Here is a 26,152-nt window from a genome sequence, read left to right on the forward strand (position 1 = left end):
GCTCATAATGGGCGGCATGCGCCGTTCGATCATCGCGATGCTCGGTCTGGGCGTCGCCCTCGCCCTGGCGGCGTGCGCAGGCGACGAGAGCGAGGTACGCCACGCCCGGGCGCTCACGCAGCTCGCTGGCACCGGCGCCGACGTCTCGTACGCGGAACCCCTGACGCTGCGGATGCGCGCCGGCCAGATCGAGTCGGCTGAGGTCGTCTCCGCCGATGGCGAGGCGTTGCCCGGTGACATCGACGACGACGGCCGCACCTGGACCAGCACCACTCGCCCGGAACCCGGCACCAACTACGACGTCATGGTGACCGCCTCGGACTCGTTCGGCGAGTCCCACGTGTTCGACGACGAACTCACCGTGGCGGAGGTGCCGGACGGTGACCGGCTGACCCTGACCATGCAGCCCGGCAACGAGTCGGTTGTCGGGGTAGGGGCGCCGATCGTGGTGCGCTTCACACAGCCGGTCACCGAACGAGAGGCCGTCGAGCGCGAGATGCATGTCTCGTCCGATCCACAGGTGGTCGGGAGCTGGCATTGGGTGAGCGATACGGAAGCCCGCTTTCGGCCGCAGGAGTACTGGCCGGCCGGCACCCGAGTAGCTCTGGATCTGGAGCTCAACGGCGTTCAGGCCGGTGAAGAGCTGTGGGGCGGGCGTTCCTACCACCTAGAGTTCGAGGTGGGCTCCGAGCACATCGCCGAGATCGATGCCAATGACTACACCATGACGGTCAACGTCGACGGCGAGACCGAGCACACGTGGAACACGAGTCTCGGCGCACCCGAGTTCGCCACCCGCAATGGGACGTACGTCGTCCTCGAGAAGTTCGAGGAACGCAACATGACGTCGTGCAACGCGAACATCACATGCGATCCGAGCGATCCCCACTACTACGACGTCGATGCGGATTGGGCGGTGCGGCTCTCGTACAGCGGCACCTTCGTGCATTCGGCGCCCTGGTCGGAGGAGTCACAGGGCGAGGACAACGTCTCGCACGGCTGCATCAACCTCAACGACGCCAACGGCGAGACCTACTTCAACATGGTTCGCTACGGCGACATCGTGACCGTGGAGAACTCCACCCGCGAAGCGGACGACCTGGTCGAACGAGGCGATCCTGGCATGGTCGACTGGAACCAGTCCTGGGACGAGTACGTTGCCGGGTCCGCAGTAGGCGAGGCGATCACCACGGGCGAGTTCTGACGACTGCGGCATCGCGCAACGCACCACGCGATGCGGCCCCGGACGCCGCCCGCTCCAGCCAGAACACCCGATTCGGCGTTGGGTGCCCGTACGTCCTATACTCGTGGACCGTGCCGGTCTTACCGGCACAAGCCGCCTTAGCTCAGTCGGCAGAGCGATTCACTCGTAATGAATAGGTCGTCGGTTCGATTCCGACAGGCGGCTCCAACTCGCCCGCAGGTCACAGACTTGCGGGCGTTTGCTTTCCCGCTCAGCCGGACGCCCGAGATGGCACATTGCTGGCACATGCGTTCCCGACTGCACCATCACGACGCCACCGTGCCCGTCTCCAGATACCTGTCCACGTCCTTCGGCACGCGAGCCTTCACCTCAGACATCACCGACGTGTACACGTCGGATGTGAACGCTGTCGACGACGCCAGAGCGCGACTGCGGGCCCGCGAGTACGGAGGCATCCTCGACGAGGTAGCCAAGACGCGGATCCAGACGACAACACCGGAAGTTTCGGTGCGTCGCACGCGGAAGGGATCCTGGACCGGATCGCCCGTAACCGGACCACCACCATCACCGTCAACACCAGACGCAGCGGCGGCGGGAGCCACACCGAGCCGTACATGGTGCACACGGGCGGGAAGATCACACCTTCCGGGGTGAAACGGTCACGACGGCGGCAAAGTCGCCAGCAACTTCGGGCGCTCGCTCCTGACGAGGTGCCCGCGATCCTGCAACCGAAGAACGGGTGATGTCCCGGTCGCAGAATGCCGCGTTCGAGCGGCTACTCAGCAGTGTCGGACGAGCCGCCCGGCCGCCGTAGCCGCGTCCACACAGGGCGCCGGCCACTCACCGCCGATGGCACCTACTATGGAGCCGCAAGCGATCGCCGAAGCCCTCAACGGCACCACCCTGAAGCTCGACTTCGGAGACCGCACCGTTCTCTCGCCGAGATAGTGCCGACGGGCAACGGGACCGCAGCCGAACCGGTGCGAGAAGCTGACAAACGAAAGCGTCGAGCGTGTGTTCCTGCCCCGCGCTCTGGAGCCCTATGGAGGCAACCCGTTCCGGGGTCGCCGCAGGCGCCCCAGGGCACGTGGCTGACATTGTCGGTGCCGCGCCGTAGCGTGCCTACCTGAGAGGGGGCACACTGGGTGCTCTCACAGTTAAGGGCAGGTGTGAACGATGGCTGGACAGAGCCAGGCCAACGCGCGTGAGGCGGTCTACGCGGCGATCGTCGACGTTACGAAGAGCGCCGAGCAGTACGAGGGCCCGATGAAGTCTCAGATGATTCGTGACGCTGCCCACGCGTACCGGGCTATAGCCGGCGGCCCCCAACCCGGAACCTCAGTCGTCGACACATCGAAGTGACGCCCATCGTGTGACGAACAACAATGCACCTCGGACCGCCAACGTCCGAGGTGCGCTCCGCTGTGCCCATCTCCGGAAAGATGCCGGTACGGACACTTCTCTCCGTCTATCTCCGGTCGAAGGGCCAATTCCTTCGGGGTGATGACCGATGGCGATGCTGCGATCGGCGACGATGTAGTGGATGTGGATGATCACGCCGTTGATGCCGTCGTGTCGGTGCCGGCCGGTACCGTCCCATCATGAGCGTGTGGACTGTGCTTCGGGACTGGTGGGATACCGATGACTCGGCGTTGCCGCCGGTCAAGCTCAACCTCGACGATCTCGAAGACATCGTAAGGTCGATCGAGGCGGACCTCGAGTGCCACGCGCGCATGTCGGTGTCCGGCTGGGGCCCCGTCTCCAGCGCCGCCGAGATCGCGTCGCTGCACGAGGCGGACATCGAATGGGTAAGCATCCAAGAAGATGTGAAGCTGAGCGGCTTCGATGGTGACCCGAGAATCTCTCTGCATCTGGGCCGCCAAAGCGTCCATGCTGAGGGCACGGGCGAAGCCACCCGGGCGGCACTGGGGCGTGTTCGGAGCCTTTCACGGCGCCGCGTTAACGCTCGAGGGGTACTGAGTCTTGCCGCCTTGTTCTATTGGATTGCGGTCATTGCGCTGCCCGTGTGGTTTGTGGTGGATGTTGGCCCGGACTGGCGGCTGATACCGGTGCTCGCAGGTGGCATTGCGGGCGCGGTTTGGCTCGGTGAGAAGGCCAAGCGGTGGTTGCAGAGGCGTGGGATGTTCCGCAATGCCGGCGTCAAGATTGTGCTGTTGACTCGGCAGCAGGAGCGCGATCGGCGGTACCTGTCCAGGCGAGATTCCCTCGTGTACTTCGGCGGAATCGTCACGGGCATCATCGGCGCGTTGGTGACGGCCTGGTTGGTCAGATAGGCGTGTCCCACTGGGGAAACATGGCGGCGTAGCCGATTCACACCCTCGACCGGCTTGCCGCCGCGTCGCCCACCCATCAAAGTGCCATCCGCCGTGGGACATAGACTCGCCAGTCAGCACACTTGGACCGGAGTCCATGAGTGGAAGAGACTGGAAAACACCACCATCTGCTGCGATGCTGTCAGATGAGAGGAGGCTGGACCTGTGGGCGACGCGGTAGTGCTTGATCGGCCGGTGATGGCTGCCCGTGAGGCCGCCCGGCAACTGCGTATGCCACCATCGACGCTGGTTCATTGGCTCGAAGGGGGCGAGCGGGGTGGTCGAAGGTACGAGCCTGTCCTTCGCGAAGAGCCCACTGGGTCGGCCACGATTACATGGGGCGAGATGGTTGAGGCGCGCTACGTGCGTGCCTATCGTGACGTCAAGGTCTCAATGCAGCGGCTGCGTCCGTTCATCGCCGCCTTACGTGAAGAGTTCGGTGTGCCTTACCCGCTCGCACATTTCCGCCCCTACATAGACACGAACCGGCGGTTGATCATCGAGCTGCAAAAAGACAGTCACCTGCCTGAAGAGCTGTGGCTCGTCTACGAGCCACGATCGAAGCAATACATGATCAATGCCTACCTCCGGCGCGACTTCCTTGACCAGGTCGAGTTCGAACAGTCAGGCATACAAGCCGCCTTCCGAATGAGGCCAGCTGGCGCAGCAAGCCCCGTCGTGATGGATCCGAGGATTGCATCAGCAGCCGCGACAATCGAAGGCATCCGCACCGAGATCCTCGCTGAGCAGGCCCAGGCCGACGCGACGATCGACGAGATCGCCGACGACTTCGGGCTCACCGACCAGCAGGTTAAGGCCGCCCTCGCCTACGAGTTCTCCCCGGCTGCGTAACCCATCCAGGCATGCAACAAGCCCGGTGGTACTTCGATGCCGACACCATCGGTGTCGGAAAAGCGCTCAAAGACATCCGTCGTGATGTCACCTGGCCCGGCGACGATGGCGAACGGAAACGCGCTCGCGACCGACAGACACCTTGCCCCGTACGGCAGACCGATACACCCGACGAGCGCTGGATTCCCACCGTCACCCAGTGGGGCCTGACGATCATCACGCGCGACAAGAAGATCCAGGCACGCACCGCGGAGATCACCGCCGTCCGGGACGCTGGCGCTCGCATGTTCGCCATCACCAGCGAGGGCAACCTGAACCGCTGGGAATTGCTCGAAGTCGTTGTGAGCCAGTGGCGATCGATGGAGAATGTGGTCACCACCCGAACCGGCCCGTACATCTTCGCGTTGACACGGACCGGGATGCGGGAGATCAACATTTAGCAGTCCTCATGGGAGCAAGCAGGCGACGACTCACGACTGGCACTTCGCGCATCCACAGCCTGTAGTAACTCACAAAACCATGATCAGTTTCTAGGCAGCACAACGCCCCCGGACCCTTCGTGGTCCGGGGGCGCTTGCCCATTCCTTGGTCTTCTGCTCAGAGCCCGAACTCTCGCGCGCCGCGCACCACCTCACGCAATGCACCCAAGCTCACCCGCATCGCTTCGATGCCATCATCGACGCCGGCCAGAGCCGTCTCGACACGTTCCACACGTCGCTGCAGAGACTCCACATCGGCCAGGACCGCAGCGAGCAGCTGCACAACGTCTGTCCCCGGGGCCCTCATGACGTCACCGCAGTGTTCATCCGGCGAATCAACGTCCGCCGCTGCTCAGGACCCATCTCCGCCGCGAGTGCCTGCATCAGCTCGTCTCGCACCGCACGGGCGCGCATGTGATGTCACTGCGCCCTCGCCTCGTGATAGTCCACCTCAGCCCGCAGCGTGGCCACCTCGTTGCCTCCCGGTACCCGCTGGGGGCGCCTCGCCGAAATGTCGACCGTGGACACGTCAGCCGTCACCGCGCTCACCCGCCTCAGCATGGTCGATGGGCGGCAGAAGCTGGCGCGCCGGCGTGGGCATCCACTCCTTGTTAGTGGGTTTCCGAGGCCCCGGACGGCGCCGCTATCGCCGCGCCCGGGGCCGTCCAATGTCCGGGATGAGGCCGACCGTTCCCCGTGGCGGACCGCGTGCCTGTGATGGCACATCGATGGCACATACGACCCTGAACCAGGATGATCCAGGTTCCGCGCCCTTACACGGCGGGGCGTCGTTTATCTGCATGAATGCGCCTACATTGGTTCCGCTTTCCCTACCTTTAACGGCGCCCAGGCCACTCGTAATGAATAGGTCGTCGGTTCGATTCCGACAGGCGGCTCCACCTCTTTTCGTGCCCTTCCGCGGGCACCTCTACTCATGACGCCGGACAAGCGAAGAGCCGGATCCGCGTTCACAGATGCGCCGTCCTCCGCCGTACCGGGGCGCGGCCTCGGCGACAGCTGATCGGCATGACACCGCGAGCGTTGGCGGGCCCTTACGCCGTATCGGCTCGCTCTCGCAGCCTTCCGGCCGCCTCGATGGGTTGACGGCACACGCGTCGGGCGGCAGTCTTTGTCCTTGCTACCCTAAAACGATTTAGGATAGCGCTTCACCTGAGCACCCGCCCCAGCACCTCCGAGATCGGATGAACCACATGACACATGAGCTCTGTGTGATCGGCTGCAGCGCCTGCGCCCCGACAACCCTCGGCCCCGCGTCCGGATACCTCGTCCGAGTCGAGCAGACGACGCTCCTCGTCGATTGCGGCCCAGGTGTGATCGGACGGCTGGCCAGCTCCGGGGATCTGGCGGACGTCGATGCTGTCCTGGTCACCCATGAGCATCTCGATCATTGCGGAGATCTGATGACCCTCGCCTTCCGGCGGGCCTTTCCGCAGCGTCTCGAACCGATCCCGTTGTACGGGCCGGCGGCGCTGGCCCGCGTCATCGAGGGTTTCGATCAGGTCTTCGGCATCCCTACCCTGCCGGAGTTGCGCACGCCATTGAATGACCAGCTCCCCTTCACCCCGATCGACCTCGGCGCAGGCCTGTCGATCGGTGACATCCGGGTTGAGACCCTAGGCGCGGCACACCCCGTCCCCACTCTGTCGCTTCGTTTCCCCGACCTCGATCTCGTGTACACCTCCGATACGGGCCTGACAGAGGAGCTGGTGGAGTTCACCGCGGGTACGTCAACACTGCTCGCCGAGGCGACATACGTGAACGAGGAAGGACGTGACTTCACCGCCCACGGGCACATGGGCGGCGCCGAGGCGGGCGAGCTCGCGGCACGGGCCGGGGTCGAGCTGCTGGTCCTGACCCACTTGTCGGATCCCGACGACGAACAACCGACGTGTGACGCCGCCCGGAGCCGGTTCACCGGCTCCATCGAGTTCGCGCGCCCAGGCATGCGGCTGGGTCGAGCCGGCTCACGGGCGCGGGTGATGGCCCGGGAAGACTGATCACATCAGGGTCAGCTGCTGAGCGCGCTGCCGGCGATTCGCGGTTTCGGCGTCGATGCGCTCGACGATCGAGCTGTTCAATGCCCGCAGGAACGGGGACGGGCCGTTCTCCCGCAGCTGGCCACGCCAGATGCGCTGAGCGGCGTGGGAGAGATAGAGCAGCCGTTGCGCCCGGGTCATGCCGACGAAGAAGAGCCTGCGTTCCTCCGCCAGCTGTTCGTCGTCGGGTTCCTCACCCGGCCAGCGCAGCGGCAGCAATCCGTTCTCGCACCCCACCATGAAGACCACCGGGAACTCCAGTCCCTTGGCAGCGTGCAGGGTGAGCAGCGAGATTCGGTCCGCCCGAGGATCTAGAGCGTCCACCTCGGCGCCGAGCAGCAGTTCTCTCCGGAATCGTTCGAGGTCATCGCCGCATTCCACGGCGAGCGGGGTCAGTAGGTCAACCGCCACGTACAACTCCGACGTCCGCTCGGTCCGGTTCAGGCGGGAAACCCGCTGCGACGTCACTTCCGCGACACTCTGCAGCGCCGTGTAGACGTCAGGTGCCGTTCTCGCCTCAGTGGCGTAGGTCAGCTCGTCGAGTAGTGTCCGCACGCCCGGCCGCTCGACCAGGCGGTCGTGGGAATGCCGCTGGAACGGATACCCGGCTCTGGTCAGGGCGTCCATGACGGCGCCGGCTTGCCCGGACGTGCGGTAGAGAACGGCGATGTCACCGAAGCCGATCTGGTCCTCGCCGTCGTCGTCGACCCGGCCGCTGTCGCGCGAATGCAACGACGTGCCACCCAGTAGCTGATCGATCGTGCGGGAGACGAACGCGGCCTCCGTACGATCGCTGGCGGCAGGGTAGACCCCGATCCTGGCCGGGTCGGCGTGGCCACCAGCCGCGCTGAGCACCCGATCCGGAACCAGAGTCGACGGGCGCACCACCTGCATCGCACCGCTCAGGATGTGCGGGCCGGACCGGTAGTTTCGAGTGAGGTGCACAACTTCCGCCGAAGGAAAATCCTGCTCGAAGCGGAGGAAGAAGCCGACGTCGGCGCCACGAAAACGGTAGATGGCCTGGTCCGGATCGCCGATAGCGGTCACGTTGCCGCCGGCCGGTGCGAGCATCCTCAGCAACCGGTACTGCAACGCGTCGACATCCTGGTACTCGTCGACACAGATCCATGAGTAACGCGCCCGGAATTCCGCGCTGAGGGCGGGATCGGATTCGAGCAGATCAACCGGGAGGGCCACCAGATCGTCGAAGTCGACCAAGTTCAGTTCCCGCAGCTTGGTCAGGTAGGCATCGAGAGCCTTGGTGACCTCTGGATCGACCGGCTGTGGGCTGCGCCGGACCCGCGAGAGTTCCGACACCATGCCCCTCGCCGCCGCCGCATCGCCGAGCACGTCGGCAAGCACAGCCAGGCGGCGTTCGTCGTCGGCTATGCCGAAACTCGCGGTCAGGCCCACCCGGGCGTGCTCGGCGCGCAGCACACTCAGGCCGAAGGCATGAAACGTCGTCACGGTAACGTCGTCAGCGCGTTCCCCGATGAGCCGCCCTAGACGCTCGGACATCTCAGCCGCGGCTTTGCGGGTGAAAGTGATGGCCAGGCACTGTTCAGGTGGTACCTGATGGTCGTTGACCATGTAGGCGATCCGGTGCGTCAGCGTGCGGGTCTTCCCCGTCCCCGGACCCGCGATGATCAGCAATGGGCCGCTACGGACCGCCGCCGCGGCGCGCTGATCCGGATCGAGCCCGGCCAGCAACGCCGGCGTGGTGTCGCTGATCTCCTGCGTGTCCCGCTCGGCGCCCACCTCGGCGCCGGGCTCGGACAGGACCTCGAGCGTGGGCTGAGCCGGTGTCCCGGCCGGCGCACTCCGGCGCGGACGGTTCGGTTCGGCTCGGATCGGGGCGTCGTCGAACAGGGCAGGCGCCTGCCAATTGCGCACAGTGCGAAGCTCGGCCGGATCGAAGAGACGGATGGTTCCATACTCACCGTCGTAGCCCGCCTCGCGGATCACCTCACCCTGCCGAAGCCTCCGGACGGCCTCCGCTAGCTGGGGCGACGCGGTCTCGAGGTCATCGAGCGCAACGTCGGCGAGGATGGCGAGTTCGGGCCCGTGCACGGCAGTCAGCCCGGCGATCTCACGACGGACTTTCTTGCTCTTGGACCCGACACCCAGCAGCTCACCCATGATCTCGGGCAACGGGATCAAGCTCCGGAAACCGGCCGCGCCGTCCGGCCGGACACCAGCGGGACGATCCGCAAGTTCCTCGACCCGGCTGAGCACGCCGACGGTGAGTGCTTTGCCACATTCAGGGCACAGTCCCCCGAGGCGCCGCGTCTCGGCCGGAGACAACCGGACCTGACATTTCCGGTGTCCGTCGTGGTGGTACTTGCCCTCTTCGGGGAAGAACTCGACGGAGCCGGCGTAGCCCTCACCTGTCTCGAGGGCGGCGCGTACCGAGTAGTAGTCCATCTCGGTGTCGAACACACTGGCTTCCCTGCCGAGGATGGGCGGCGAGTGTGCATCGGAGTTGCTGACCAATGTGTAACGGTCCAGTGCGGACACCCGCCAGATCATCTCCGGGTCGGCCGACAGGCCGGTCTCCAGCGCGAAGATGTGATCAGCCAGGTCCAGGTAGCAGTCTTCGACGGCATCGAATCCGGCCTTGGACCCCAGCACCGAGAACCACGGCGTCCAGATGTGGGCCGGGACCAGGTAGGCGTCCGGGCTGGATTCGAGCGCGATCTCCAGCAGATCCCGGGAGTCGAGTCCGAGAATCGGCCGCCCGTCGGATCCGATGTTGCCGATGGCCGCGAGCCGGCGGTTGAACTCCGCCGCGGAGTCGAAGTCCGGCAAGTACACGAGATGGTGAACCTTGCGAGTGCGCTCGGCACGTTTGTAGATGGTCGAGATCTCCGCCGACAGCATGAACCGGACATCGGTCACGCAACTGGGCGGCAGATCGCGGTCGATCTCCCGCTCGAGCTCCGGACGGAGGCGGAAGACCCCGGGCTCCGCGACCACCAGGTTCTCCTGGAGATGAGCGAACCACGCGGGGTGAGTGACATCGCCGGTGCCGACCAAGCCGATGCCTTTCCGCTTGGCCCACCAGGTCAGATGTTCGAGGTCACAATCCTTGCTACAAGCCCTGGAGTACTTTGAATGGATGTGCAGGTCGGCGTAGAAGCGCACCCCAGAAATCATGCCACGCGTGTTCTCCGGGTGAGGAGACGGATGGTCCCGGCCCCTCGTCGGAGCTGATCGAGCGCCTTGTGAAGCGCTCCCGGCCGGGGTCAAACGGTAGTATGATCCGCCTATCGAAAGATAGCATCATTCCCACGAAGGAGACTCCCACGGCGCGCCCAACACCGGTGGAGCCACGAGGCGTCGGACACCAGTGGAACGTCGGGATGCTCCACGCGGATGTCCTCGATACCATCGGCCCGCAGATCGTCGATGGAACATGGCCGGAAGGTCATGTGCTCACGCTGGACTGGATCCAGGAATCGTTCGGTGTCTCCCGCACCGTCGCGCGCGAGACCATGCGTGTGCTCGAATGGACCGGGCTGGTCACGTCCAGCCGCCGGGTCGGCATCACGGTGCTGGCGCAGACGTCGTGGAACGTCTTCGATCCACGAGTCATCTGGTGGCGACTCTCCGGTCAGGGTCGAGATCAGCAGCTGCGTTCGCTGACCGAGCTGCGGGTGGCGATCGAACCCGTGGCCGCCAGCGCCGCGGCCCGCCATGCTTCCACTGCCGAACGCGAACGGGCCGTCGCGCTCGCCATGGCTATGCGTGAGCAGGGCGATGCCGGCCATCTCGAAGAATTCCTCGAGCTGGACGTCGAATTCCACACTCTCCTGCTTCGGGCGAGCGGTAATGAGATGTTCAACGCCCTCGGTGACGTGGTCGCCGCGGTCCTGCGCGGCCGGACCCAACTGGGGCTGATGCCCCAGTACCCTGACCCCGCATCGACGAAGCTGCACGAGGACGTCGCCCGCTCGGTGGCGCAGGGCGACGGAGCGGCAGCCGAGAGCGCTATGCGCGACATCCTCGCCGAAGTCCACGCCGCGATGATCGAAGTGTGGGGAAGTTGAGCTGCCCGTTCAGCCCGGCGCATACCTACCGCCTTGCCACGACTCGCTCCACGCGTCGAAATGTCGGGTTGGCACCGATAACCACTCAACAGCTGTCTGATGACACGGAATTCACCCATCGATAGCGTTCATTCACACTGGATGCCGTTCGCCGAGGCGCCGCGCAGCCGGACGAGCGTCGCCAGTCGGAGATGTCACTCGTCCACTCGAGAAGGGTTCCTCCATGGCGGCTCCTGCAAGACGTGCCCGCAACGGCCGGCTGGTGACCGGCATGGCGGCCGGCGCTCTGCTCCTGCCTTTCTTCGCCGGATCCGGCTCGGCGACGCCGCAGCCCGGGACCGGCCCGATCTTCGAGGACGGCCAGGCACAAATCGTTCCCGAGTTCTCCGACTCCAGTGCCTGGATCCGGCAGCAGCTCTGGGTGGAGACGGAGTTCGACAGTGACGGCGACGGCCGGCCTGACCGTGTTCATGTCGACGTCACCCGTCCCCACCAGACCGAAACCGAGGATCTGCGGGTGCCCGTCATCTACGAGACGAGCCCCTACTACGCCGGAACCGCCGCGGTCGATTCGCAGCTGTCCTGGTTCTGGGACGTCCACCACGAGATCGGCAAGGAACCGCCGGAGCGCCAGCCAGCGCCCCAGATCCCGCACCGGCCGGACCGTACCTCGGTATCCAACAGCCACGTGAACGAGTGGGTCCGCCGTGGCTTCGCGGTGGTCCATTCCGAATCGCCGGGCACCGGGTTGTCCCAGGGCTGTCCCACCATCGGCGGCGCTAACGAGTCCCGGGCGCCGAAGGCCGTCGTCGACTGGCTCAATGGGCGGGCTACGGCGTACACCTCGGTCGACGGCGACGAAGAAGTCGACGCCTACTGGTCCACCGGCAAGGTCGGCATGACCGGCACGTCGTACAACGGGACGCTGCCCATCGCGGCTGCCACAACAGGCGTCGAAGGCCTGGAAGCCATCGTCCCGGTCGCCGCCATATCGGAGTGGTACGACTACTTCCGGTCCAACGGCACGGTGAAGCACCCCGGAGGCGGCGCCTCCCCGGAAGGCACGTGGCGTGGTGAGGACGCCGACGTCTTGTACGACTTCGTCAACAGTGGCTATCCGGAGACCCGCGACTACTGCGACGAGACGGTGCGCGACGGCACCATGCTGGCCGAGATGGACCGCGCCGACGGCGACTACAACGAGTTCTGGGCGGCGCGCAGCTATCTCGCCGACGCCGGGAACATCCAGGCCGCGACGCTCTTCGCGCATGGTTTCAACGACTGGAACGTCATGCCGCAGCAGGCCGTCCAGCTGTATGAAGCACTCCGGGAGCAGGGCACGCCGGTTCAGGCGTACTTCCACCAGGGCGGGCACGGCGGCGCGCCGCCACTCGAGATGATGAACCGCTGGTTCACGCGCTACCTCTGGGATCACGAGAACGACGTCGAGAACGACCCCCGGGTCCGGATCGCGCACGGCTCGGACCGGTTCGACACCACGGCGTTCGACGACTACCCCAACCCGGACACGGCCAATGTGACGTTCCTGCCGCAAGCTGGCGGGGCCGAGGTAGGCGGATTCACCTCCCTGACTCTGCCCGAGGCCACGACCGAGACACTCGAGGACGACTACACCCATCTGGCCGGCGATCTCGCCCAAGCAGAGTCGTCCGACCACCGCCTGCTCTACGCGACGCCAGTGCTGAGCGAGGATCTGCACCTGTCCGGTACGCCGTCGATCACGGTGCGGCTTGCCTCGAGCAAGCCGGCCGCGAATTTGTCGGTCATGCTGGTCCGTCTACCCTGGACCGGTAGCCCACTGAGTGCGGCGAGCGTCGTCACCCGAGGGTGGGCCGACCCGCGCAACCACCGCTCGCTCACCGACAGCGAGGCACTGATTCCAGGCGAGTTCTACGACGTCACATTCGACGTGCAATCCACCGACAAGATCATCGCCAAAGGTCAGCAACTAGGCCTGATGATCTTCTCCAGCGATCACCAACACACGCTCCGCCCGGAGCCCGGTACCGAGCTGACCGTCGACCTGGCTGGCACCTCCATCGACCTGCCGGTGGTGGGTGGCCCGCTGGCCGTGGGCATCTGCGCCGACGAAGACACCCGGGAGACCGTCGTGATTCGCGGCGAAGACTCCGGCGTCCCGAATCACACCCTGGCCGGGACCTGCACCATCAACCATCACATCCTCGATGAGGCCGAGTGGGAGAACCACGGCGACTTCGTCAGGCATGTAGGTCGGGTGGCTGACCAGCTACGTGCGGCTGGCGTCATCACCCCACGTGAGCGCGGACAGTTGGTCCGTGCCGCCGCCCGCTCGGCGCGGTAAGCCGCTCGTTCACAAGGGGAACGGCATCCGGGCCGCTCGGTTCTCGAGCGGCCCGGATGTCACATTCCGCCTCCACACCAGCCTCGTATCGCGGCACTTCAATACCGTCAGTCACCCAAGGAATAGGGGTAAACCGATTCACGACCACCTGGCGGTATTGAAGCCGTTGACGAGTGGGCAAGAATCCCTCGCTAGAGTGCGAGGATGAGCGGTGATGCGAGCTGGCGCGACCAGCGGCGCGAAGCACTGGCGTCTCAGGCGGCAGCGCTCGAGCGGCGGCAGGCCGCTGAGACGGCGCAAGCTCGGGCACTCATCAGCGATTTCGTGCAACAGATGAACGGGCTCGGCATACCGCCGCACCCCCTACGTGCCCGCGTCCCGGACACCAAAGCCTCATATCGCACCAACGTCACCGGCTGGTATCTGCGCCGGAATCGGTCCCTCGCGGTGAGCGCCGCCGGCGCCTTCTACATCCTCGATGTGCCGGCGAGCGTCACGGCGCGAATACTGGGAGTCCGCCTCGAGCCCACCGACCCACCGCTGGTGGTCGGACGGGGCGCACGCGACGGCGAGTCGGTCCCACTCGAGAAGCTGCTGCGGCTCCGGCTCGAGGCCGCCCATCAGTGGTGATCGTGAGCGGATTAGTGCTGCGAAACCACGACACCGAAGCGCCCATGATCACCAATTGGCAGCACTAATCCGCTCACGATCACCACTGGGGTTGAGCCTTGACCTCAAGTTAAGTTGAGGTTACATCATGACTTCATGACGGCCACAACCACCACCAGGTACACCTACGCCGACCTGCCGGCGTTGATGGCACGTATGACCGGCGACGAGAAGCACCAGCCCAGCGCGACGTCGACGCTGGACGTGCTCTGGACCTTGTACAGCCGGGTCCTCCACGTAGATCCGCGGAACCCAGAAGACCCCGCACGAGATCGTTTCCTCCTGTCGAAGGGTCACGGACCGATGGCGTACTACGCCGTCCTGGCAGCGCACGGATTCTTCCCCGCCGACTGGCTCGACACGTTCACCGGGTACGGATCCAAGCTGGGCCTGCATCCCGATCGGGCCCTCATTCCCGGCGTCGAGATCTCGAGCGGCTCTCTCGGACACGGCCTGCCGATGGCCGTTGGCCTCGCAATGGGACTCCGGACACGGCGAAACCCTGCCCGCACGGTGGTCATGACGGGTGATGCCGAGTTCGATGAAGGCAGCAACCATGAGGCCCTTGTCATCGCCGGCGCACACGAACTCGACCTACTCACCGCCGTGGTGATCGACAACCAGTCGTCGACGCACGGATGGCCGGGCGGGATCGCCCGCCGCTTCTCGGTCGAGGGCTGGGCCACCGAGACCGTCGACGGCAGGGACCACGACGAAATCGCCCGTGCACTGACCGGCGACCATCCACAACGCCCCCTGGCCGTCGTCGCCGTCATCGAGCCGAAAGGGTGACCATGCGTAGTCGCTTCGCCGCCGTCACCTCGCGCCTGATGGACGATCACGAGAACATCGCTGTTGTGCTGGCGGACATCTCGATCTCCCACTTCGCCGCGGCCGCGCGCCGCCATCCACACCGGGTGGTCAACGTCGGAATCCGCGAGCAGGCGATGATCGGCGCTGCGGCCGGGATGGCGCTCGCCGGCCTGCGGCCCATCGCCCACACCTACACGCCGTTCCTCATTGAACGCCCCTTCGAGCAGGTGAAGCTCGACCTCGGCCATCAGGAGCTCGGCGCCATCCTGGTCAGCGTCGGCGCCTCGTACGACGAGACCGGTTACGGGTACACCCACCATGCCCCAGGCGACGTCGCCCTGCTGGACACCCTGCCCGGCTGGACCGTGCACATCCCGGGGCATCCGGACGAGGTTGAGTCGTTCCTGCGCATAGCTGCCCTGAACAACAACCGGGTGTATATCCGCCTCTCCGCCCACACCAACGACAAGCCACATGCGCGCCCGGACGGCCAGTTCACCTTGCTGCGCAGCGGATCTGGCGCGACCGTGGTCGCGGTCGGGCCCATGCTGGAGCGAGTCCTGGCCGCGACGGCGGACTTGGATGTCACCGTCCTGTACGCCCCGACTGTTCGCCCGTTCGACGCGGCTACGCTGAGATACGTTCTGGCCGAGCCAGCCGTAGTGCTCGTCGAGCCGTATCTCCGTGGCACCTCAGCGTCCAAGGTGAGTGAGGCGCTGTCCGATCTACCACATCGGCTGCTGGCGCTTGGCACTCCTGAGCACACGGCCCGCCTCTACGGTTCGCCGTCCGACCACGACATCGAATACGGCCTTGATGTCGCGGGGCTCCGCGCGCGAATCAGCAGCTTCGCCGCACGCAGTGATGCCCCCAGCGCGGTACGGTAGGCCCCGAGCGATGCCATGTGCCAACCTTTTGGTGAGCATCGAATGGCGCTAGCCCGATTCGCCTGGGAGGGATCACGTGGCGGCCACGCACCTCGACCGCTGGGCGCAGTGGCTCCTGCACGACCGCCACGGTGGCGACGAGTCCTCGTTGCGCAAGCAACTCGAGTGGCTCGCACCGGTGCGAGACAAGATCTTGACCGAGGCGTCAGTCGGCCTGGACGACATCGTCCTCGACGTCGGCTGCGGTGAGGGTTTAGTCGGATTCGGTGCGCTGCCCCTGGTCGGCGACAGTGGGCGGGTGGTGTTTACCGAAGTCTCGGAGAAGCTGCTGGAGAGCTGCCGCAACATCGCCTCGGAAATCGGCGTCACACCCCGTTGCAGGTTCGTCCGCACGCCAGCCGAGACGCTCGCCGGAATCGAATCAGGTTCTGTCGACGTCGTCACCACCCGCTCGGTTTTGATCTATGTAGCAGACAAAGCAGCGGCTTTCGACTCCTTCCGGCGAGTATTACGCCCAGGTGGACGGATCTCGCTCTTCGAGCCGATCAACCGCCGTTATCTGGCGCTGAACAAGGACACGCTGTTCGGCTACGACATCCGGCCCGTGGCGGAGGCGGCCGCCAAGGTCCGCGCCGTCTTCGAGAGCGCAGCGCCCCCGGACGGGTCCATGCTCGGATTCGACGAGAGCGACCTGCTCGACTTCGTGGAACGCGCCGGCTTCGAGGACATCACCGTGCGCCTCGAACTCTCGAGTAGCAGCAACACGCCGTACGCCGGCATGCCCTGGAGCAAGCTCCTTGCCACCAGCCCGAACCCCACCGCACCGACGTACGGCAAAGCCATCGCGGAAGCCCTCACAGACGACGAGGCCGCCGCCTTCGAGGCGCATCTGCGTCCACTTGTCGAGGAATCGGCCCCGGGACGGATCCGGCACTCGGTCGCCTACGTCTCAGCCCGCCGCCCCTAGCTGACCACACGCCGCCCGCGTGGATGCCCAGCCGCACCGCGGCACCGACCACGTTGCGCAGAGACGCCGGCGGGGCAACTACGCACCGATCAGGTGCCGGCGCAACCATTCGACAGCGTGCCGGTCGACCTCCCTGGCGTGCGGGGTCTGCTCGGCAGGCTCCATGCCTGGCTCTTCCGCGAGCGCGTGGCCCATACCTGCGATGGTGACGAGATCGGTACGCCCGGGTACGTCACCATGACCGTCGAGCGCTTCGCGCAGCGCACTGGCCGGTTTGGCGAAAGCGTCGGCGTCGTCGTCCTCGCCGACGACGAGAAGCACCGCCGGCTGATGCGGCCGCACAACGTCCCCGGCCCGGGCCACGAAATCCAGCCGCTCAGCAACCTCCGACGACTCAGGCGACCACGGGTAGGTGATGCCGAACTGCCGCGCCATCGCCTCCACCGCCGGCCGAAGTTGCACCAACGGGCTGACCAGAACCGCAGCGTCGATCTTGGCGCTGCTCTCGGCGAGAACCACGAGCGCCACGGCGGCTCCGAGTGACCCGCCGAGCACGCCGAGCGGACCGTCGCTCAGACCCAGCCGATCGCGGAGTTCGGCCATCACCGGCGAGAACTCCTGGGCCGCTTGGTCCACGATCGGCCCTTGAAGGTTGAGCACGGCGTCCTCGAACCCAAGCCGCATGATCTCCTCGAACCCGCCGTCCGGCAGCCGCGAGCCGCTCATGGGCAACCCCAGGTAGATGCGCCACGCGTCGAGACCCTCCAACGGCATTGCCGCCGCAAACGCGGCCTCGGTCCGTGGTGCGTCCATCATGTGCCACGCCACGATGACCGGTGCCGAGCTCCGCTCGGCCGTGGCGGGCGGGAAGGCCACGAATGGGACGCCGGCAGCATGACCGGTGATGTGGTGTGCGGTGTTGGGCATTGGTTCTCCTTCTATATTGGACAGTGTCCAATATAGTTGAACGTTGTACAATTCGCAACCATGAGCACACCGCGGACTCGTGGCCAGCGCGCCGGACTGACTCGCCAGGACGTCCTGACCACAGCGCAGCAACTGATCTCGGAAAGCGGCCTCGATGGGTTGACCATGCGTAGCCTCGCCCGCAGGCTCGACGTCGCCCCCAACGCGCTCTACAGCTACGTGCCGAACAAGACCGCGCTGATCGACGGCTTACTCGATGAGGCCCTTGCCACAGTAGACGCTCCACCCCCAGAGGCGGGCACACCGGCCGACGGGCTGTCAGCGATCATGACCTCGACGTACGAAGTTCTCCTCGCCCACGTTGACCTGGTACCGCTGTACTTGGCCCGACAAGGTGCTCGCGGCCCCAATGCGCGCCGCCTCGGCGACATCATGCTCAGCCTTCTGAGTGCCGCTGGAATCACCGACGCGGCCGCTCACGAGGCCGTGCGCGTACTGATCGTCTACACGATCGGGTTCGCCGCGCTGGCCACCCCGCCTTCCCTCGCCGTGACCAGCGCCGATACCGAAGTCGCGGGACCCCACTCAGAAACAACACCGGCCGGACTACCCCTGAGCGCCGACGAGCTCTCCGCCAACTTCGCCACCGGCCTTCGCTGGCTCCTGGACGGCATCCTCGCCCCCACCTCCCGGTGATCGACAGTGGGTTGTGGCTGTTCTCGGCAGCACAAAATGGGGCAGAAGGTACCAGGGAACAGCCACAACCCACTGTCGATCACCGGGAGGTGGGTGGCGCCCCAGTTGCTCGAAAAGTTCAAGAATGCCTTCCCACATGCTTGATCTGAGCAACTTCTATCGGGCACTATGACGCAACCCGCATCTACCGGTAGCGCTCAGGAGGATCGACGTGGATCTCCAACTGCTGGCGGCGCTTGTCCTCGGGATCGCAACGATCGTCGTGCTCGTGTTGTGGACCCGGCTGGACGCGTTCGTCGCCCTGCTCATCGCCGCGCTCGTGGTCGGTTTCGTCGCCGGCTCACCTGCCACCGACACCCTTGGCTCCATCACCACCGGTTTCGGCAACACCATGGGATCGATCGGCATCGTCATCGGTCTCGGTGTCGCGGTCGGCAAGATACTCGAAGTCTCCGGTGCCGCGGACGCGCTGGCCAGGGCGTTCGTCAAAGCACTCGGCAAGGGCCGAGAACCCTGGGCGATGGCCGGGACCGGCGGTCTCGTGTCCATCCCCGTCTTCTGCGACTCCGGCTACGTGATCATGAACCCGCTCGCCCGCTCCATCGCCCGCAGGAAAGGTGCCGGATACGTCACCCTGGCCCTCGCGCTCGGTTGCGGGATGACACTCACCCACCATCTCGTACCGCCGACGCCCGGTCCGCTGGCTGTCGCCGGGATCATCGGCGCGGACCTCGGTGGCCTCATCCTCGCCGGCCTCGTCTTCACCCTCCTGCTGATGCCGATCGTCGTGATGTACGCCCGCTGGATCGGCCCGCAGCTGGAAGACCAGGTTGTACCTGAGGTCCGCAAAGCGGTCTACAGCTCCGTCACCGTCACCGCCTCCGGAACGTCGGCTACGACGCCCTCGGGCGGTGCCGCGGCCGACGCCGGCACCACGGCAGACAGTGCGGATGCTTCGGCGGCTCGCCCGGGCAGTCCGGCGGCTGTCCACGACGACGAGCCCGTCCACGCACTCGGCGAGGCGCCGCCGGGAGGCAAGCCGCATCGGATGTCGGCGGGCCTGGCGTCACTTCCGCTACTCGTTCCGCTGTTGCTGATCGTCGCCAATACGGTCACCACCGCGATCGACCGGAACAGGCAGGGCGTACTGGCCGGTGACGACGAGTACGAACCGTCCGGCATCGCCGACGTGATGGCGTTCATCGGCAGCCCGGTCGTGGCGCTGATCATCGGCATCCTGCTGGCCGTGTACGTTCTGCTGCCGAAGTGGACCACCCGCACGCAGGTGACCGGATGGCTGGCACAGGCCGCGTCGGCCGCGGGTCTGATCCTGCTCATCACCGGCGCCGGCGGTGCGCTCGGGCAGGTGCTCCGGGATTCCGGTGTCGGCGATGAACTGGCCGAAGCCATCGCGTCGTGGAACCTCCCCGGCGTCCTCGTGCCGTTCCTGATCGCGTCGCTGGTCCGGATCGCCCAGGGCTCTGGAACCGTAGCGATGATCACCGCTGCCTCGGTCTCGGCGCCACTGGTCGTGGGGTTGGGCATCTCCCCCGTCGTCGCCGCATTGGCATGTTGCGCGGGGTCGATGGTCTTCAGCTATTTCAACGACTCCTACTTCTGGGTGGTCACCCGCTTCACCGGGCTCGACGGCATGGCGGCGATCAAGGGCTGGTCAGGCATCACCACAGCCGTGTGGCTCGGATCGCTGCCTCTCCTGCTGATCGCGAGTGCCGTTCTGTGACCGAGAATGACCCTGTGACAGGCAACGCGGTACTTGTCATCGCCGACGACCTCACCGGAGCGAACGCCACCGCCGCCGGGTTCGCGCGGGACGGCCTGCGGGCGGTGACGGTGGGTGCTGACCAGGGGGCTGGCGTCGTGGCCGAGTTCGCCTCGCGTTTCGATGTGGTGGTGGTCAGCACCGATGCCCGCCATGCCAATCCTGCCGACGCCGCTGCGCGGGTCACCGAGACGGTCCGCGCGGGCTGGCCGGTCAAGCTGGTCAGCAACCGGATCGACTCGACGTTGCGCGGCAATGTCGGCGCGACGACCGAGGCGACACTGAAAGCAGTCGCCGCCGAGTCCGGACGGCGCGCCGTCGCCCTGTGTATGCCGGCTCATCCGCAGGCGCACCGGCAGACCGTCGAAGGCGCTCAGCTTCTCGACGGTGTCCGGCTGGAAGACACCGAGCTCGCCCGCGACCCACGATCGCCTGTACACCAGTCCGGCATCGCGGAAGTGCTTCGTCATCAAGCTGATCTACGGGTGACGCATCTACCCCTGTCCTTGGTGACCGGGCCGGCCGACGCCATGCGCCAGGCCGTGCGCGAGCAACTTGCCGGTGGAGCCGACGTGATCGTCGCCGATGCCCTCACCACCGACCATCTCGACCGTGTCGCACGCGCAGCTGCCACGGCCGGAGACGCGGACACGGTGTGGGTCAGCGTTGACTCAGGGCCTGGATCGGTGGCTCTGGCCAGTGCGCTCGGCATCACGAGACACGCTGAAGGCGCTCCGGTGCTCGCCGTATCCGGCTCGGCCACCAGGCTGACCCGGGAACAGCTCGCCAAGCTGTGCGATGAGCTTCCGGTCAGCGTGGTCCGGACAGTGCCTGGGCCAGAGGGTCCAGATGTGGTGCCCGATGTAGATGCGACCGCGGCAGCCTTGGACGTCGCGCTGTCCACGGCCGGTCCGGACGACGTCGTACTTCTTGCGACCGTTCTCGACGAGGCCGACGTCGTCGATCTCGATCCCGGCGCCGCTGAACGTATACCCGCGGCGCTGGCCCGGGTGGTGCGGCGCTCGCTCGAACGTCACACAGTGGACGGCGTCTTCTCAACCGGCGGTGACATCACGGCCGCGCTGTTCGCAGAGCTGGCAGCTCACGGTCTCGACGTCCAGGAGGAACTCGTTCCGCTCGCCGTTGCTGGCACCTTCGTCGGCGGTCCATGGGCCGGACTACCAGTTGTCACCAAGGGAGGTCTGGTCGGCGACGCCGACACCACGGTGGCCTGCGTCCAGCACTTGCGGCGGGCCGCCGAGGCAAGCCGCAGACACGTGCGCACCGCGCAGTCACGCGTGTCCATCACCACCCCGATCAGGAGGACCACATGAGCCGACCCGTACTCGCCGTGACGCTGGGCGACCCCGTCGGAATCGGGCCGGAGATCACCGCCCGCACACTCGCCGAGGTCGCTGGTCAGGACGGGCACCACGGGGTAGCCGTCGGCGACGCCGAGGCGCTACGCAGAGGTGTGCGCGCATCCGGGCTGGACGTCGACGTGCGCCAAGTGAGCGACTTCACGATCGCGCCCGCCGGGCCCGGCACCATCGACGTCCTCGACATCGATGTCCTCGGTTCCGACGTTCCGGACTGGGGTGTGGTCGACGGACGCGCGGGCCGGGCCGCCGTCGTCGCTATCGAGGTCGCTACCCGGGCCGCCATGGCCGGAGAGGTGGCCGGCATCGTCACGGGCCCCATTCACAAGGAAGCCATCTGGGCAGCCGGCTCGAAGCATCTCGGGCACACGGAGATGCTCGGTGAGCTCACCGGAGTGACCCGACAGAACACGATGTTCGTCGTTCGGAATACCGCCGTCGACGGACATCACCTGAGAATCTTCTTCACCACCCGGCACGTCTCCCTGCGCAAGGCGCTCGACCAGATCACCAAGGACACCGTGACACACGCCATCAAGGAGGCCGCGACAGCCTTACATGTCTTCGGCGTGGACGAACCACGCCTGGCGGTGGCCGCCCTCAACCCACACGGCGGCGAGAACGGCGCATTCGGCGACGAAGAGATCGTGCACATCGCGCCAGCATGTGACCGCGCCCGAGCGGAGGGCTTGGCGGTGTCCGGCCCGGTCCCGGCTGATTCGGTGTTCCATCAAGGTCTGGCCGGCCGGTTCGACGGCGTGCTCTCCCATTTCCATGATCAAGGACACATCGCGGCAAAAACCTATGATTTCGACGGCACCATCTCGGTCACCGTCGGTTTGCCCATCTTGCGCACCTCGGTCGATCATGGCACTGCCTTCGACATCGCCGGGACCGGTCAGGCCGATCACCACACCATGCTCTCGGCCTACCTGGCTGCGGTCGACTACAGCCCGTACGTTCCGAGGATCCGTTCGACGTACGGCGGCTGACGAAGGACATTACCGGGGCTGAGCGGAACGAAGGGGGACGGGGACGTGGAGGCACGGGGTGTCCGGCGTGGCACAAGAGAACGACACAAGGCTCTGCTGGAGCTGCTACGGCAAGGAACCACCCACGTGGAGGATCTCGCCGCCACCCTGTCGGTGTCACCGTCCACGGTCCGGCGCGACCTCAGCCGGTTGACCGCCGATCGGCAAGTAGCACGCACATACGGCGGCGCGGTAGTGCCGGAGGCGTTCCACGAGCGGCCGATCGAGGAGAGTGCCCGGGTCCGGCTGCAGGCCAAGGCGGCGATCGCGGCCGCGGCGCGACCCATGATCACCGCGGGCACTACCGTCTTCATCGATGCCGGCACCACGTGCTCCGCCCTGGCCAGGATCGTTGCTGATGATGACTGGCGGGGCGACGGGCCCCTCGTCGTCACCCGTGGGCTGGAAACGGCCAACACGCTGGCGTCGTCGAAGCACGTCGAGGTGGTGATTCTCGGTGGCCGGGTACGCAAGCTCAGTCATGGCCTTGTCGGCCCGCTGACCGACCTCGCACTGGACCGGCTGTCGTTTTCGGTGGCGTTTCTCGGCGCCGACGCGGTGGATCCACGACGAGGCGTCGGTGAGCCCACCCTGGAGGAGACCTCGGTCAAGGAACGGATCGCCGCACGAGCGCTGCGAGTGGTGGTGCTGGCCGACTCGAGCAAACTCGCCGCCGCCGACGACGTCCCGGCCTGGACCAACCTGCGACCGGGTTGGACTTTGATCACCGATGCCGACGCCCCCACGGACCTCGCGGACAGGTGCACGGCCGCCGGGGTCACCCTCGTCCACGCCCCAACTAAATGAGGCTCTTGTGACCTTTCCGTGGGTGAGTTCATGGGGCCGCTGCTGACGGCTCGTGTTGCCCGGGGGCTTTCGGCGGGGTCCAGTTGTGATGTGTCGCGTTCGTCGGGTGGTTGCCGCTGGTTGTGAAGATCGTCGTGTGAACCACGCCGGGCCGGCGGAGCGGTATTCGACGTCGTGGAGATCGTCGTGCCAGCCAGTGCCGCTGTGCGCCGTCGGGATTCACACGACTGGGCACACACCCGTCGTGAAGATCGTCGTGTGAACCACGACCGGCGGCCCAGTGGGCGCGGGCGGTTCGAGCAGGCACGCCACCTAGCCCCAAAAGGGCCCGGGCATGCGCCACAACACACCCAACCGCCCACGGACACACCACCCGCCAAGGCACCTGCGCCCAGAGACACGACAGAAGCGCCCCATTTAGGTGGGCGCGGGTGAGGTGTCAAGGGCCGGCTCCCCCGGGGGGCAGCCCGGGCCCGTCCGGCTGTTCACAGCCGCAAACCTCGCATCCGCCGGAGCACGTCGCAAGCGCGCATGCACTGCTGATCGTTTACGCACTGTTCGGACGCAATCCGGGTTAGTTCAAGCAATTCTCCTTCCGGTGAAGGCTCCTGACATCCGGAAAGAAGCCGCCAAGACGCTCAACAATCCACACCGGCGGATACCGTCACTCCTGCTCATCTTGGGCAACTCACCCTTGCCCCAAGATGATTGAAAAAGAAACTTTGTGTGACTGATAGTGCGTGAAAATAAGGGTGACTGCTTGACATTGGTCGCCCTAGCGCTGAGCATGACATGCATGCGCTGAGCCGCCGCCCGCGCCCGGCGCCCACGGACGGGAGACAAACGGTTGGAGAACACCGCGCGTATCCACCGTCGGGACGACGACGGTCAGCCGACGCCTGCACCAAACGGACTCTCCGGCCAAGTGACGGAACATGTCCCGGATACCGGGCCCGCTGGTCCCGGGCCGGCGGAGCGGCCCACGTTGCGGCCCCGGCGGCTGAGCATCTGGCACCGATCAGCACCTCTGCGCTGGCTTTCACCAAGCATCTTGGTGATCACCCTGGTCGTCGCTTTCCCAGCGGCCTACATGGTCTGGATGTCGTTCCTGCGCATCAACCGGATCGGTCAGATCGAGGGGTTCACAGGTCTCGACAACTACCGCCGGCTGTTCTCCGAGCCCGCGCTGCCCCAGGTCATCAGCAACACCACGCTCTGGCTGATCGTCGTGGTCGGCCTCACCGTGCTGTTCTCGCTGGGTCTCGCCCAGTTCCTGTCGAAGTCGTTCTTCGGCCGCAGACTGGTCCGCCTCGCGCTCATCGTCCCCTGGGCCGCGTCTTTGGTGATGACAGCCACCGTGTGGCGGTTCATCTACGAGGGCGGGAACGGCCTGCTCAACCGGCTGCTCATGGATCTGGGAATTCTCAACGCACCGGTGGACTGGTACAAGGATCCGTCGGTCGCGTTCTTCTCGATCATGGCCGTCGGCGTCATCACCTCGATTCCGTTCACCACGTACGTCCTGCTGGCCGGCTTGCAGACCATTCCCCAGGAGGTCCTCGAGGCGGCGAAGATCGACGGCGCCGGCCCATTCGCCACTTACCGAAGCGTGATCCTTCCGTTGCTCCGGCCCTCGCTACTCGTGGCTCTGGTGCTCAACATGCTGCACGTGTTCAACGCGTTCACCGTCATCTGGGTGATCGCCGGACAGACGGCCGGGCATCACGCGGACACGACGGTGACGTGGATGTACAAGATCGCATTCACCGTGCAGCTGGATCCCGGAGAGGCCGCGGCGCTGGCCGTCGTGAATGTCATCTTCTTGACTCTGCTGGTAGCCGCCTATGTACGCATCCTGCGACCGGACCGCGATATCGCGGCGCAACCCGCGGCGAGTGCGACCGGATCGGTTCGGGCGAAAACCGCAGCAGCCATCGGCGGATGGTCAGAGCGCGTCAGAACGGGTCTTCGGCCGGCACTCGTGCCGCTACGCGGGGCCGGAAACGTCGTCGGACGCGCCTGGGCGCCGATCCGGCCAGTGGGTCTGAGCGTGATCGGCTTCCTGGTCGCCGCGTTTTTCCTCGCACCGTATCTCGCCATGCTGCTGGGGTCACTGAAAACCCAGGCCGAGATGTTCGCCGTGCCGGCGCCCTACCTGCCGCAGGAATGGACCTGGTCGAACTATGTAGACGTCTGGGACCGGATCCCCCTGGCCAACTACCTCCGGATCAGTCTCTTCGTGGCCGTGGCCGCGACGGTGGCAGTGCTATTCATCGCGGCACCGGCTGCCTACATCTTGGCCCGCTCGAAGTTCCGTGGCCGGGCCGCCTTCCTGGGCGTTGTGCTCGTCACTCAGATGTTTCCGGCCGTGGCGCTGCTTATCGGTCTCTACCGGCAGGCGCTGTTCGTCGATGGAGTACACACCTTCTGGTTCATCATCGCGGTCAACACCGCGTTCAATCTCGCCTTCGCGATCTGGATCATTCACGCGAACGTGAGCTCGATACCCGCCGACATCGACGAAGCCGCGATGATCGACGGCCTCGGACGATTCCGGATCATGCTCCGGATGATCCTCCCGCTGGCCGCCCCGGCCCTGATCACCGTCACGATCTTCACGTTCATCCAGGTGTGGAACGAATTCGTCATCGCACTGACCCTGTTCAACGATCCAGCGAATGGCCGGGTCCCGCTCACCGTCGGTGTCCAGCAGTTCATCGGCCTGTACGAGACGAACTATCAGTACCTGTTCGCGGCAGCTCTGATGGCTATCGTCCCCGCCGTCATCCTCTTCGCCGTCATCGAACGCCGCCTCGTCAGCGGCCTCACCGCGGGAAGCAGCCGCTGACTTCGATCCAATCGACCACCCCACTACATG

General features: G+C 65.8%; 23 protein-coding genes and 1 tRNA gene. 19 read left to right on the forward strand and 5 right to left on the reverse strand.

The window, feature by feature from the left end; translation table 11 throughout:
* The first annotated feature begins 16 nt into the window (after positions 1-16).
* Entirely contained in the window at positions 17-1,204 is a 1,188-nt protein-coding gene (locus tag F7O44_RS12095; RefSeq protein ID WP_162450465.1) for a L,D-transpeptidase, read from the forward strand.
* Between the two features lie 131 nt (positions 1,205-1,335).
* Positions 1,336-1,411, forward strand: a tRNA-Thr gene (locus F7O44_RS12100).
* A 98-nt stretch (positions 1,412-1,509) separates the two neighbouring features.
* Here the strand turns inward: F7O44_RS12100 and F7O44_RS12105 are convergent.
* Entirely contained in the window at positions 1,510-1,722 is a 213-nt protein-coding gene (locus F7O44_RS12105) for a hypothetical protein (RefSeq protein WP_162450466.1), read from the reverse strand.
* Between the two features lie 658 nt (positions 1,723-2,380).
* Between F7O44_RS12105 and F7O44_RS12110 the strand changes: the two genes are divergently transcribed.
* From F7O44_RS12110 to F7O44_RS12125, 4 genes are all read left to right on the forward strand, one after another.
* Positions 2,381-2,566 (forward strand): hypothetical protein, encoded by a 186-nt coding sequence (locus F7O44_RS12110; RefSeq protein WP_162450467.1) that lies wholly within the window; start codon positions 2,381-2,383, stop codon positions 2,564-2,566.
* 254 nt (positions 2,567-2,820) lie between these two features.
* A complete protein-coding gene (locus tag F7O44_RS12115) occupies positions 2,821-3,498 on the forward strand; it encodes a hypothetical protein (RefSeq protein WP_162450468.1) in 678 nt (225 codons plus the stop codon).
* Positions 3,499-3,702: 204 nt separating this feature from the next.
* Complete coding sequence (locus tag F7O44_RS31785; RefSeq protein WP_162450469.1) at positions 3,703-4,389, forward strand: DUF433 domain-containing protein; 687 nt, start codon at positions 3,703-3,705, stop codon at positions 4,387-4,389.
* A gap of 11 nt (positions 4,390-4,400) precedes the next feature.
* Positions 4,401-4,829: a PIN-like domain-containing protein gene (locus tag F7O44_RS12125; RefSeq protein WP_162450470.1), complete on the forward strand. Its 429-nt coding sequence runs from the start codon at positions 4,401-4,403 to the stop codon at positions 4,827-4,829.
* A gap of 157 nt (positions 4,830-4,986) precedes the next feature.
* On the opposite strand, the gene F7O44_RS12130 is transcribed toward F7O44_RS12125, so the two are convergent.
* On the reverse strand, positions 4,987-5,151 hold the full coding sequence (locus F7O44_RS12130; RefSeq protein ID WP_162450471.1) for a hypothetical protein: 165 nt from the start codon (positions 5,149-5,151) through the stop codon (positions 4,987-4,989).
* Between the two features lie 137 nt (positions 5,152-5,288).
* A complete protein-coding gene (locus F7O44_RS31100) occupies positions 5,289-5,417 on the reverse strand; it encodes a hypothetical protein (RefSeq protein WP_281353515.1) in 129 nt (42 codons plus the stop codon).
* Between the two features lie 662 nt (positions 5,418-6,079).
* On the opposite strand from F7O44_RS31100, the gene F7O44_RS12135 reads away from it, so the two are divergent.
* Complete coding sequence (locus F7O44_RS12135; RefSeq protein WP_162450472.1) at positions 6,080-6,886, forward strand: MBL fold metallo-hydrolase; 807 nt, start codon at positions 6,080-6,082, stop codon at positions 6,884-6,886.
* Here F7O44_RS12135 and F7O44_RS12140 read toward each other — a convergent pair whose 3' ends face one another.
* Complete coding sequence (locus F7O44_RS12140) at positions 6,887-10,069, reverse strand: UvrD-helicase domain-containing protein (protein ID WP_162450473.1); 3,183 nt, start codon at positions 10,067-10,069, stop codon at positions 6,887-6,889. It lies immediately after the preceding gene.
* A gap of 218 nt (positions 10,070-10,287) precedes the next feature.
* Here F7O44_RS12140 and F7O44_RS12145 point away from each other — a divergent pair, with 218 nt between their 5' ends.
* The 6 genes from F7O44_RS12145 to F7O44_RS12170 all read left to right on the forward strand — a co-directional run bounded on the left by F7O44_RS12145 (position 10,288) and on the right by F7O44_RS12170 (position 16,654).
* The gene (locus tag F7O44_RS12145) at positions 10,288-10,974 is read left to right on the forward strand and encodes a FadR/GntR family transcriptional regulator (RefSeq protein WP_162450474.1); all 687 of its coding nucleotides are present in this window, start codon (positions 10,288-10,290) and stop codon (positions 10,972-10,974) included.
* A gap of 223 nt (positions 10,975-11,197) precedes the next feature.
* Positions 11,198-13,318 (forward strand): Xaa-Pro dipeptidyl-peptidase, encoded by a 2,121-nt coding sequence (locus F7O44_RS12150; RefSeq protein WP_222851299.1) that lies wholly within the window; start codon positions 11,198-11,200, stop codon positions 13,316-13,318.
* A gap of 204 nt (positions 13,319-13,522) precedes the next feature.
* Positions 13,523-13,948, forward strand: coding sequence for a hypothetical protein (locus F7O44_RS12155; protein WP_162450475.1), 426 nt, complete (start codon positions 13,523-13,525; stop codon positions 13,946-13,948).
* A gap of 135 nt (positions 13,949-14,083) precedes the next feature.
* A complete protein-coding gene (locus tag F7O44_RS12160) occupies positions 14,084-14,779 on the forward strand; it encodes a thiamine pyrophosphate-dependent enzyme (protein WP_162450476.1) in 696 nt (231 codons plus the stop codon).
* 2 nt (positions 14,780-14,781) lie between these two features.
* A complete protein-coding gene (locus F7O44_RS12165) occupies positions 14,782-15,687 on the forward strand; it encodes a transketolase family protein (protein ID WP_162450477.1) in 906 nt (301 codons plus the stop codon).
* Positions 15,688-15,763: 76 nt separating this feature from the next.
* Positions 15,764-16,654 (forward strand): methyltransferase domain-containing protein, encoded by an 891-nt coding sequence (locus tag F7O44_RS12170; protein ID WP_162450478.1) that lies wholly within the window; start codon positions 15,764-15,766, stop codon positions 16,652-16,654.
* 78 nt (positions 16,655-16,732) lie between these two features.
* On the opposite strand, the gene F7O44_RS12175 is transcribed toward F7O44_RS12170, so the two are convergent.
* Positions 16,733-17,581: an alpha/beta hydrolase family protein gene (locus tag F7O44_RS12175; RefSeq protein WP_162450479.1), complete on the reverse strand. Its 849-nt coding sequence runs from the start codon at positions 17,579-17,581 to the stop codon at positions 16,733-16,735.
* A gap of 60 nt (positions 17,582-17,641) precedes the next feature.
* Between F7O44_RS12175 and F7O44_RS12180 the strand changes: the two genes are divergently transcribed.
* The 6 genes from F7O44_RS12180 to F7O44_RS12205 all read left to right on the forward strand — a co-directional run bounded on the left by F7O44_RS12180 (position 17,642) and on the right by F7O44_RS12205 (position 26,122).
* On the forward strand, positions 17,642-18,277 hold the full coding sequence (locus F7O44_RS12180) for a TetR/AcrR family transcriptional regulator (protein WP_162450480.1): 636 nt from the start codon (positions 17,642-17,644) through the stop codon (positions 18,275-18,277).
* A gap of 211 nt (positions 18,278-18,488) precedes the next feature.
* Complete coding sequence (locus tag F7O44_RS12185; protein ID WP_174255906.1) at positions 18,489-20,018, forward strand: GntT/GntP/DsdX family permease; 1,530 nt, start codon at positions 18,489-18,491, stop codon at positions 20,016-20,018.
* 14 nt (positions 20,019-20,032) lie between these two features.
* Positions 20,033-21,391 carry a four-carbon acid sugar kinase family protein gene (locus tag F7O44_RS12190; protein ID WP_162450481.1) on the forward strand — a complete coding sequence of 453 codons (1,359 nt, stop codon included), beginning with the start codon at positions 20,033-20,035 and terminating at the stop codon, positions 21,389-21,391.
* Positions 21,388-22,428, forward strand: coding sequence for a 4-hydroxythreonine-4-phosphate dehydrogenase PdxA (gene pdxA, locus F7O44_RS12195; protein ID WP_162450482.1), 1,041 nt, complete (start codon positions 21,388-21,390; stop codon positions 22,426-22,428). Before F7O44_RS12190 ends, pdxA begins: the two co-directional genes overlap by 4 nt.
* A gap of 45 nt (positions 22,429-22,473) precedes the next feature.
* Complete coding sequence (locus F7O44_RS12200; RefSeq protein WP_162450483.1) at positions 22,474-23,274, forward strand: DeoR family transcriptional regulator; 801 nt, start codon at positions 22,474-22,476, stop codon at positions 23,272-23,274.
* A 925-nt stretch (positions 23,275-24,199) separates the two neighbouring features.
* Positions 24,200-26,122: an ABC transporter permease subunit gene (locus F7O44_RS12205; protein WP_174255907.1), complete on the forward strand. Its 1,923-nt coding sequence runs from the start codon at positions 24,200-24,202 to the stop codon at positions 26,120-26,122.
* Positions 26,123-26,152 lie beyond the last annotated feature (30 nt).

The sequence above is a fragment of the Phytoactinopolyspora mesophila genome (assembly GCF_010122465.1).
GTDB lineage: Bacteria > Actinomycetota > Actinomycetes > Jiangellales > Jiangellaceae > Phytoactinopolyspora > Phytoactinopolyspora mesophila.

Bases quoted from the DNA above. Each gene is read 5' to 3' on its own strand.
- F7O44_RS12125 (WP_162450470.1), top strand. From the start codon at position 4,401: ATGCAACAAGCCCGGTGGTACTTCGATGCCGACACCATCGGTGTCGGA.
- pdxA (WP_162450482.1), top strand. From the start codon at position 21,388: ATGAGCCGACCCGTACTCGCCGTGACGCTGGGCGACCCCGTCGGAATC.
- F7O44_RS12175 (WP_162450479.1), bottom strand. From the start codon at position 17,581: ATGCCCAACACCGCACACCACATCACCGGTCATGCTGCCGGCGTCCCA.
- F7O44_RS12155 (WP_162450475.1), top strand. From the start codon at position 13,523: ATGAGCGGTGATGCGAGCTGGCGCGACCAGCGGCGCGAAGCACTGGCG.
- F7O44_RS12180 (WP_162450480.1), top strand. From the start codon at position 17,642: ATGAGCACACCGCGGACTCGTGGCCAGCGCGCCGGACTGACTCGCCAG.
- F7O44_RS12150 (WP_222851299.1), top strand. From the start codon at position 11,198: ATGGCGGCTCCTGCAAGACGTGCCCGCAACGGCCGGCTGGTGACCGGC.
- F7O44_RS12135 (WP_162450472.1), top strand. From the start codon at position 6,080: ATGACACATGAGCTCTGTGTGATCGGCTGCAGCGCCTGCGCCCCGACA.
- F7O44_RS12165 (WP_162450477.1), top strand. From the start codon at position 14,782: ATGCGTAGTCGCTTCGCCGCCGTCACCTCGCGCCTGATGGACGATCAC.
- F7O44_RS12160 (WP_162450476.1), top strand. From the start codon at position 14,084: ATGACGGCCACAACCACCACCAGGTACACCTACGCCGACCTGCCGGCG.
- F7O44_RS12110 (WP_162450467.1), top strand. From the start codon at position 2,381: ATGGCTGGACAGAGCCAGGCCAACGCGCGTGAGGCGGTCTACGCGGCG.
- F7O44_RS12095 (WP_162450465.1), top strand. From the start codon at position 17: ATGCGCCGTTCGATCATCGCGATGCTCGGTCTGGGCGTCGCCCTCGCC.
- F7O44_RS12145 (WP_162450474.1), top strand. From the start codon at position 10,288: ATGCTCCACGCGGATGTCCTCGATACCATCGGCCCGCAGATCGTCGAT.